General features: G+C 65.1%; 9 protein-coding genes. 4 read left to right on the forward strand and 5 right to left on the reverse strand.

Annotation, left to right across the window (positions count from 1 at the left end):
• The 4 genes from LCM4576_RS30470 to LCM4576_RS30485 all read right to left on the reverse strand — a co-directional run bounded on the left by LCM4576_RS30470 (position 1) and on the right by LCM4576_RS30485 (position 3,105).
• The gene (locus LCM4576_RS30470; RefSeq protein WP_040981220.1) at positions 1 to 339 is read right to left on the reverse strand and encodes an XdhC family protein; all 339 of its coding nucleotides are present in this window, start codon (positions 337 to 339) and stop codon (positions 1 to 3) included.
• 62 nt (positions 340 to 401) lie between these two features.
• Positions 402 to 1,652 carry a VWA domain-containing protein gene (locus LCM4576_RS30475; protein ID WP_071036099.1) on the reverse strand — a complete coding sequence of 417 codons (1,251 nt, stop codon included), beginning with the start codon at positions 1,650 to 1,652 and terminating at the stop codon, positions 402 to 404.
• Between the two features lie 5 nt (positions 1,653 to 1,657).
• Complete coding sequence (locus tag LCM4576_RS30480) at positions 1,658 to 2,581, reverse strand: MoxR family ATPase (protein WP_041008673.1); 924 nt, start codon at positions 2,579 to 2,581, stop codon at positions 1,658 to 1,660.
• Between the two features lie 29 nt (positions 2,582 to 2,610).
• Complete coding sequence (locus tag LCM4576_RS30485; RefSeq protein ID WP_071036107.1) at positions 2,611 to 3,105, reverse strand: flavin reductase; 495 nt, start codon at positions 3,103 to 3,105, stop codon at positions 2,611 to 2,613.
• A gap of 192 nt (positions 3,106 to 3,297) precedes the next feature.
• On the opposite strand from LCM4576_RS30485, the gene LCM4576_RS30490 reads away from it, so the two are divergent.
• Positions 3,298 to 4,368 (forward strand): branched-chain amino acid ABC transporter substrate-binding protein, encoded by a 1,071-nt coding sequence (locus LCM4576_RS30490; protein ID WP_116398050.1) that lies wholly within the window; start codon positions 3,298 to 3,300, stop codon positions 4,366 to 4,368.
• Positions 4,368 to 5,384: a P1 family peptidase gene (locus tag LCM4576_RS30495; RefSeq protein ID WP_071036101.1), complete on the forward strand. Its 1,017-nt coding sequence runs from the start codon at positions 4,368 to 4,370 to the stop codon at positions 5,382 to 5,384. The genes LCM4576_RS30490 and LCM4576_RS30495 overlap by 1 nt, the downstream gene beginning before the upstream one ends.
• Here LCM4576_RS30495 and LCM4576_RS30500 read toward each other — a convergent pair whose 3' ends face one another.
• Positions 5,385 to 5,642 (reverse strand): DUF2171 domain-containing protein, encoded by a 258-nt coding sequence (locus tag LCM4576_RS30500; protein ID WP_040982323.1) that lies wholly within the window; start codon positions 5,640 to 5,642, stop codon positions 5,385 to 5,387.
• Positions 5,643 to 5,939: 297 nt separating this feature from the next.
• Here LCM4576_RS30500 and LCM4576_RS30505 point away from each other — a divergent pair, with 297 nt between their 5' ends.
• Both LCM4576_RS30505 and purB read left to right on the forward strand, forming a co-directional pair.
• Entirely contained in the window at positions 5,940 to 6,353 is a 414-nt protein-coding gene (locus LCM4576_RS30505; RefSeq protein ID WP_116390144.1) for a hypothetical protein, read from the forward strand.
• Positions 6,354 to 6,415: 62 nt separating this feature from the next.
• On the forward strand, positions 6,416 to 7,723 hold the full coding sequence (gene purB, locus LCM4576_RS30510; RefSeq protein WP_071036103.1) for an adenylosuccinate lyase: 1,308 nt from the start codon (positions 6,416 to 6,418) through the stop codon (positions 7,721 to 7,723).
• The last annotated feature ends 155 nt before the right edge of the window (positions 7,724 to 7,878 follow it).

Here is a 7,878-nt window from a genome sequence, read left to right on the forward strand (position 1 = left end):
TCAGCCCAGCCTTTCGACATAGACCTTGATGCGGCCGCCGCAGGACAGCCCGACCTGCCAGGCGGTTTCGTCGGCGACGCCGAACTCCAGCATCTTCGCCTTGCCGCTGTCGATGACATCGATCGCCTCCGTCACCACGGCGCCCTCCACGCAGCCGCCGGAGACCGAACCATGGAAGTTCCCCTCGGCGTCGATGACAAGATGGCTGCCGACCGGACGCGGCGCCGAACCCCAGGTCTCGACCACGGTCGCGATGGCGACATCCTTGCCGTCCTTCATCCAGCCTTCCGCGATGATCAGGGGATCGCGGGCCTCGTCGAGATAAATGCTCTCATCCATCGTCGCTTCTCACAAAATCGGTTTTTCAGGGGAACTTCAGTTCCCCCTAAGGAAACATATGGCTACGCGGCACGCCTCCCGCCAGTTTGCAGCCAGCGGCGCGGGTCTACCGCGGCTGCCGGGTGCTGGTCGAGCGAGGCGCAGAGATCGGCCAGCGCATCGAGATTGTGCACCGCCCGGAACTCGTCGACATAGGGCAGCATCGCCTTGACGCCGCGCGCGCGCGCCTCGAAGCCGTCGAAGCGCAACAGCGGATTGAGCCAGATCAGCCGCCGGCAGGATTTATGCAGCCGCTCCATCTCCTGCGACAGGCCGGCGACGTCGTCGCGCTCCAGCCCGTCGGTGATGAGAAGCRCCACGGCGCCCTGCCCCAGCACGCGCCGCGACCACAGCCGATTGAATTCGGCAAGTGTATCGCCGATGCGTGTGCCGCCCGACCAGTCCTTCAYCGCCGCCGAGCACTCGGCCAGCRCCTCGTCCGGATCGCGATGTCGCATCTGGCGGGTCAGDTTGGTCAGCCGGGTGCCGAAGACGAAGGCATGCACACGGCGACGCTTCTCCGTCAGCGCGTGCAGGAAATGCAGGAAGATGCGCGTGTACTGGCTCATCGAGCCGGAAATATCGGCCAGCACCACCAGCGGCGGATGCACTTCGCGCGGCGAGCGGAATTTCGGCAGGATAAGCTGGCCGCCGGTGCGCGCAGCCGAACGCATCATCGCGCGCGGGTCGATGCGGCGCCCCTGCGCGTCGGCCTTGAAGCGCCGCGTGCGGACGAGATCGAAGGGCAGCCGCAAAGCCGCGATCGCCTTTTTGGCTTCGGCCATCTCCGCCGCATCCATCTGGGCGAAATCCTTGCCCCGCAGCACCTCGTTGCCGGAAAAGGTGAGGCGCGCGTCGACTTCGATCTCCGGCACCTCTCGCATCGGCTGGTTCTTGTGGTGGCCTTCGAACATCGCCTGGCTGACGCGGTTTTCGGCCACCCGCGGCTTCTGCTTTTCAGCGTTGTCCGGCGCGATCGGCGAAAACATCGCCAGCAGCTTCTCGATCAACTCGCGCGATTTCCAGAACAGGCGGAAAGCCTCGTCGAAGACCGGATGATCCTCGTGCCGCGAGACCAGCACCGCATGCAGCGTCCAGTAGAAATCGTCACGCGAGCCGATGCCGGCGGCAAGCACCGCCTCGATGGCGTCCTTCACCGAGGCCGGGCCGACGCGCATGCCGGCCTTGCGCAGCGCCCGCGCGAAATAGACGATGTTGTCGGCGATGCGCCCATCGGCTGTCGCCTCCTTGGGTTCTAGGCGCGGCGACGGCATCGCATCTACTCCGCCGCCGACAGCTCGGCCTTCACCTCATTGAGGATGCGCCGGCCCTCGCCCTCGCCGATACGGGCAATGTCGTCCTGGTATTTCAAAAGCACGCCGATCGTGTCGGACACGGTCTCCGGATCAAGCGCCACCTTGTCGAGCTCGGTGAGCGCGCCGGCCCAGTCGATGGTCTCGGCGACGCCGGGCGCCTTGAACAGCTCGACCTGGCGCAGTTTCTGGATGAAGGACACGACCTCCGCCGACAGCCGGCGGTTCGCCTGCGGCACCTTACGCCGCACGATCTCCAGCTCGCGCTCGGCGTTCGGGTAGTCGACCCAATGATAGAGGCAACGCCGCTTCAACGCGTCGTGGATCTCGCGCGTGCGATTGGTGGTGATGATGACGATCGGCGGCTCTTCCGCCTTGATCGTACCGAGTTCAGGGACAGTCACCTGGAAGTCCGACAAAATCTCGAGCAGGAACGCCTCGAACGCTTCGTCGGTGCGGTCGAGCTCGTCGATCAGGAAGACCGGGGCGGCGCCAGCCTTGCCGGTCAGCGCGTCGAGCACCGGGCGGCGGATCAGGTATTTCTCGGAAAAGACATTGCGCTCCATGTCGGAGCGCACGACCTTGCCCGCCGCCTCCTCCATGCGGATTTCGATCATCTGAGCGGCGTAGTTCCACTCATAGACGGCCGAGGAGACGTCAAGCCCCTCATAGCATTGCAGGCGGATCAGCCGGCGGCCGAGCGCGTCGGCCAGCACCTTGGCGATCTCGGTCTTGCCGACGCCCGCCTCGCCTTCGAGGAACAAGGGCCGCTTCATGCGCAGCGATAAAAACAGCACGGTCGCCAGCGAGCGGTCCGCGACATAGTCCGCGCCGGTCAAAAGATCGAGCGTTTCGTCGATCGATTTCGGCGCGGGGCGCGGCGCGGTCATCTCGTCTCCGTGGATCCCGCCCGCCCGTTTCAAAGAACGTGATAGCCGCGGTTATGGTAGATCAGCGGCCGCAAATTATCGCCGATGCGCAGGCCTGTCACCTTACCAAAAAGCACACGGTGGGTGGCCAAATCCTTGGCATCGATGATCTCGCAGTCGAACACGGCAAGCGCGCCTTTCAGGGTCGGCGCGCCGGTCGAGATCACATCCCACTCGGCCAGCGCGAAGCGCTCTTCCGCCGGCAGGCCGGTGACGCCGGAAAAGCCGACCGATACCGCTTCCTGATCCGAGGCGAGTGTGTTCAGCGCGAACTTGCCGTTCTTGACGAAAGCATCGTTCTTGGCGTTCTCGCGGTTGAGGCAGACCAGCACCGTCGGCGGGGTGTCCGAGACCGAACAGGCGGCGATCACCGTCGCGCCCCGTTTGCCGCTGGGCCCGTCCGTCGTCACCACATGCACATGGCCGGCAAAATGCGCCATCGCATCGCGATAGTGCTGCGGCCCGATATCGTTGATCTTCAGCACCCGATAATCCACCTGTCGAAACCAGCTCGTTATATATGGCGGCATATTGCACGCCACAAGTTGCAGTGCACGGGCGAAGTGCTTGACTGCAATCCGCAAATTCGCGTGTTGCGCGGCGCTTAGCCAGCCTTTAGGCATTTCCTGGAATAGTGTCGGGACTGTATTCCCGGCATGGAGGATCTCTTAGCCCGAATGCGTCTCCTCACGACGACATCAGCCGCGCTGTTCTGGCTGTCGCTGGCCGCGAGCGCCGACGCCGAGATGGTGATCGGCGTCGCCGCTCCGCTTTCCGGTCCGTCGGCTATCCTGGGCAAGCAGATCGAGGCCGGCGCAGGCATGGCGGCGGAAGCAAACGGCATCGCCATCAAGGTCGTGGACGACGCCTGCACCGCCGACGGCGGCGCCGCGGCGGCAAAGGAATTCGTCGACGCCAAAGTCAATGTCGTGGTCGGCTTTCTCTGCACCGAGGCGATCGAGGCCGCGCTGCCCACCCTGAAGGATGCCAACATCGCGGTCATCACCGTCGGCGTGCGCACCGAAAGCCTGACCGACCGGCGCGCCAAGACCGGCTGGCCGGTCTACCGGCTCGGCCCGCGCGGCGACGATGAGCGCAACGCCGTTGCCGCCAAGCTTACCCAGCTCTGGCGCGACGACCTGTTCGCCATCGTCGATGAYGGCACCATCTATGGCCGCGAGATGGCCGAGACCTTTCGCGCCGCGGCCGAGCAGGCTGCCTTGAAGCCGGTCTTCGTCGACACGTTCCGGCCGCAGCTCGACAACCAGATCGGGCTGGTCGGCCGGCTGAAGAAGGCCGGCGCAACAAAAGTGTTCGCTGGCGGGGACGGYGACGACATCGCGATCATGGGCCGCGACGCCGCCCAGCTCGATGTCRGCATCACCTTCGCCGGCGGCGAAAACCTGCGCACACCGCCCGGCGATGTGCCCTATCCCGTCGGCACGCTGATGATCGCCACGCCGGAATGGTCGGAGGTTGCCGATCCAAAGGTCGTGCAGGCTTTTGCCGCGAAGAACATCGCGCCGGATGGTTATACGCTGCCGGCCTATGCCGCGGTCGAGGTCGCCAAGGCCGCGCTGGCCGGCGCGGAAAGCTCCGGTCAGYCGCTCGCCGAAGCGCTGACTGGCCATGATTTCGCAACCGCGATCGGCACCGTCCGCTTCGACGACAAGGGCGATCTCAGCCAGAACCCGTTCCGCGTCTTCCGCTTCGACGGCACGCATTTCGTACCGCTGGAGGACAAGTGATGTTCCGCACCGGGCCGCGTAATCTCATTACCGACGTTGACGGCCTCCGCATCGGCAATGCCGCCGACGCCAGGCTGAAATCGGGCGTCACGGTTGTGCTGTGCGACGAGCCCGCGGTTGCCGGCATCCAGGTGCTGGGCGGCGCGCCGGGCACGCGCGAAACCGATCTGCTCGAGCCGCAGAACTCGATCGCGACGATCCATGCCGTCGTTCTGTCGGGCGGCTCCGCCTTCGGCCTCGACGCCGCTTCGGGCGTGCAGGCGGCGCTGCGCGAGAAAAACATCGGTGTCGAGGTTGGCGGCTTCCGCGTGCCGATCGTGCCGGCCGCGATCCTGTTCGACCTGCGCAATGGCGGCGACAAGGATTGGGGTCGCTATCCGCCCTATCGCGAACTCGGCTATGAGGCCGTGCAGGCGGCAACCGGCGATTTCGCCATCGGCACGGCTGGCGCCGGGACCGGCGCGCTGACCTCCGGGCTGAAAGGCGGGCTGGGCTCCGCCTCGACCGTGCTCGACAGCGGCGTCACCATCGGCGCGCTCGCCGCCGTCAATCCGACCGGCTCGGTGACGGTCGGCCGCAGCCGCCATTTCTGGGCTGCCCCCTTCGAGATCGGCRACGAGTTCGGCGGCCTGGGCTATCCCGCCCAGATGCCCGAGGACGCCCGGGAGATCCTGCTGAAATACCGCGACCGGAGCGTCGGCGGCGAGGTCGAAGGCGGCAGCACCACCATCGCCGTCATCGCCACCGACGCCGTCCTGAGCAAGGCCGCGGCCAAGCGGCTGGCAATTTCGGCGCATGACGGCTTCGCCCGCGGCATCTGGCCGACGCACACGCCGGCCGACGGCGATCTGGTCTTTGCCCTGGCGACCGGCAGGAGCGGCATCGAGCTCGGCGCCGATGCCGCGATCGACCTGTTCGCGGCGGCTGGYGCCACAATGGCGCGTGCGATCAGCCGCGGCGTCCATGCCGCGACGCCGGCCGCGGGTGATTTGTTCCCTGTGTGGTCGTCGCGCTGATCAGGTCGGATCGGACTTTTCTTCCTCGAAGGTGACGGCGACATCCGAATTCGCGGAGAGCCATACCTTCTGCCCGTCGATCTCCGCGACCAGGGCAAGCGAGATGTAGTGGTGATGGCCCTTATGCGAGCCCATGCCGCTGTCGGCCTTGGTCAGCTTGATCCGGTCACCCTCGACCTTGTCGACGGTGCCGATATGGACGCCATCGGCGCCGATCACTTCCATATGTCCGCGTATCTTGCTGATGTCGGTGCTCATGCTGGTCCTCCGCTGGATGGCGATTTGCCCTTTCGGATGCGAGACGACCGACAATAACAAATGAACGCCGGATTGGATGCATCGCACGGCACGTCTCGTTCACCATGGCGTGATAGGCATGACGCCGATGAGACAGATGACGCCTAGCCTGCCCGGTCGCGCGACGCGCGATGGGATTTGCCACCTATGACGCCGTTGCAGCAAGTCCCGTTGCGCCGCGGCCTCATGGATCGGCTCCGTCCCGCAATTCCTTCGGCAAGCGAGGCTGCTGTCGGAACCTTGCTCTGGGGCACAGCCATGGGTGCCAGCGCGCTGGCAAATCTTCTGCTGGCCGCCTGGGAGACACCCGACAGGATCCGGTTCGTTGCGCTGCTCTATGGTCTTGGCGGCTTGCTTGCCTTCCCGGTTGGGCTGACGCTGGCAAGGCTGGTTTCTCGCGGCCGTAATTGGGAAACGGCCTTCGCCGCGGCGTTCGTGTCGCTTCTGGCGGCAACGCTCGCCTTCACCGGCGGCCTGTTCGCGTTGCAGTATCGCTCCTATTATGCCGAGTGGCACGCACCGGCGTTGACGCTGACCTGGGCGTTCGAGTTCGCCTTCACGCTGCTGACCGCGCTCTACCAGTTCGTCGTGCTTGGCGTGCGRCTCTATTTTCCGCTGGGTTTTGCAGCGCTTGTCGGGGTCAGCATCTGGTTTGCGCGGCGGCGGCGTTGAGCATCGGGCCCGCCTCTGTTAGGACGCGGCCAGCGCTTATCTAGGCARGACTTAAAAAACGAATGATCCCTCGCTATTCCCGGCCGGAAATGGTCGCCATCTGGTCGCCCGAAACCCGCTTCCGCATCTGGTTCGAGATCGAGGCGCATGCCTGCGATGCGCTGGCGGAATTGGGAGTCATCCCGAAGGAAGCGGCAAGGACCATCTGGGAAAAAGGCGGCGCGGCCAAATTCGACGTCGCCAAGATCGACGAGATCGAGCGCGTCACCAAGCATGACGTCATTGCTTTCCTCACCCACTTGGCCGAATTCGTCGGGCCGGATGCCCGCTTCATTCACCAGGGCATGACCTCGTCGGACGTGCTCGACACCTGCCTTGYCGTGCAGCTGACGCGGGCCAGCGACATCCTGCTTGCCGACATCGACGCCTTGCTGGCGGCGCTGAAGCGCCGTGCTTTCGAGCACAAGGATACCGTCACCATCGGCCGCAGCCACGGCATCCATGCCGAGCCGACCACCTTCGGCGTCAAGCTGGCGCAGGCCTATGCCGAGTTCTCGCGCTGCCGCGAGCGGCTGGTGCACGCGCGCGAGGATATTGCGACCTGCGCCATCTCCGGCGCGGTCGGCACCTTCGCCAACATCGAGCCTTATGTCGAAGAGCATGTGGCGGCAAAGCTCGGGCTGAAGCCGGAGCCGGTATCGACCCAGGTCATTCCGCGCGACCGCCATGCCATGTTCTTTGCGACCCTCGGCGTCATCGCCTCGTCGGTCGAACGCCTCGCCGTCGAGATCCGCCATCTGCAGCGCACCGAGGTGCTGGAAGCGGAAGAGTATTTCTCGCCAGGCCAGAAGGGCTCGTCGGCCATGCCGCACAAGCGCAACCCGGTGCTGACCGAGAACCTCACCGGCCTTGCCCGGATGGTGYGGTCGATGGCGCTGCCGGCCATGGAGGATGTGGCCCTCTGGCACGAACGCGACATTTCGCATTCCTCGGTCGAGCGCATGATCGGACCGGATGCGACGGTGACGCTGGATTTCGCGCTGGCGCGTCTGACCGGCGTCGTCGACAAGCTGCTCGTCTATCCCGAGAACATGGAGAAGAACCTCAACAAGTTCCGCGGCCTGGTGYATTCGCAGCGCGTGCTCTTGGCGCTGACGCAGGCCGGCCTGTCACGCGAGGACGCCTATCGCCTGGTGCAGCGCAACGCCATGAAAGTCTGGGAGCACGGCGCCGATTTCCTGGAGGAACTGCTTGCCGACAAGGACGTGACGGCGGCCCTCTCCGAAGCCGATATCCGTGAGAAATTCGACCTCGGCTACCACACCAAGCATGTCGACACGATCTTCAAGCGGGTGTTTGGGGAGGCTTGAGGTCGAGCAACGACGTCCGTCAGCGCCAAGCTGGAACACCCCTCATCCGTCTTGTCGCTTTGCGACAAGCCACCTTCTCCCACAAGGGGAGAAGGGGGAATCTGGCGCTCACTCCTCAGTCAATCACCAGCGTTTGCGATTGGCAGTGGCGCCGG

Origin of the sequence: Mesorhizobium sp. LCM 4576, from assembly GCF_001854815.1 — a bacterium.
In the GTDB taxonomy this organism is placed as follows: Bacteria; Pseudomonadota; Alphaproteobacteria; order Rhizobiales; family Rhizobiaceae; genus Mesorhizobium; species Mesorhizobium plurifarium.

What these genes read in the sequence shown, in the direction of transcription:
- LCM4576_RS30500 (WP_040982323.1), bottom strand. Translation starts at nt 5,642, where the DNA reads ATGAGCACCGACATCAGCAAGATACGCGGACATATGGAAGTGATCGGC.
- LCM4576_RS30470 (WP_040981220.1), bottom strand. Translation starts at nt 339, where the DNA reads ATGGATGAGAGCATTTATCTCGACGAGGCCCGCGATCCCCTGATCATC.
- LCM4576_RS30480 (WP_041008673.1), bottom strand. Translation starts at nt 2,581, where the DNA reads ATGACCGCGCCGCGCCCCGCGCCGAAATCGATCGACGAAACGCTCGAT.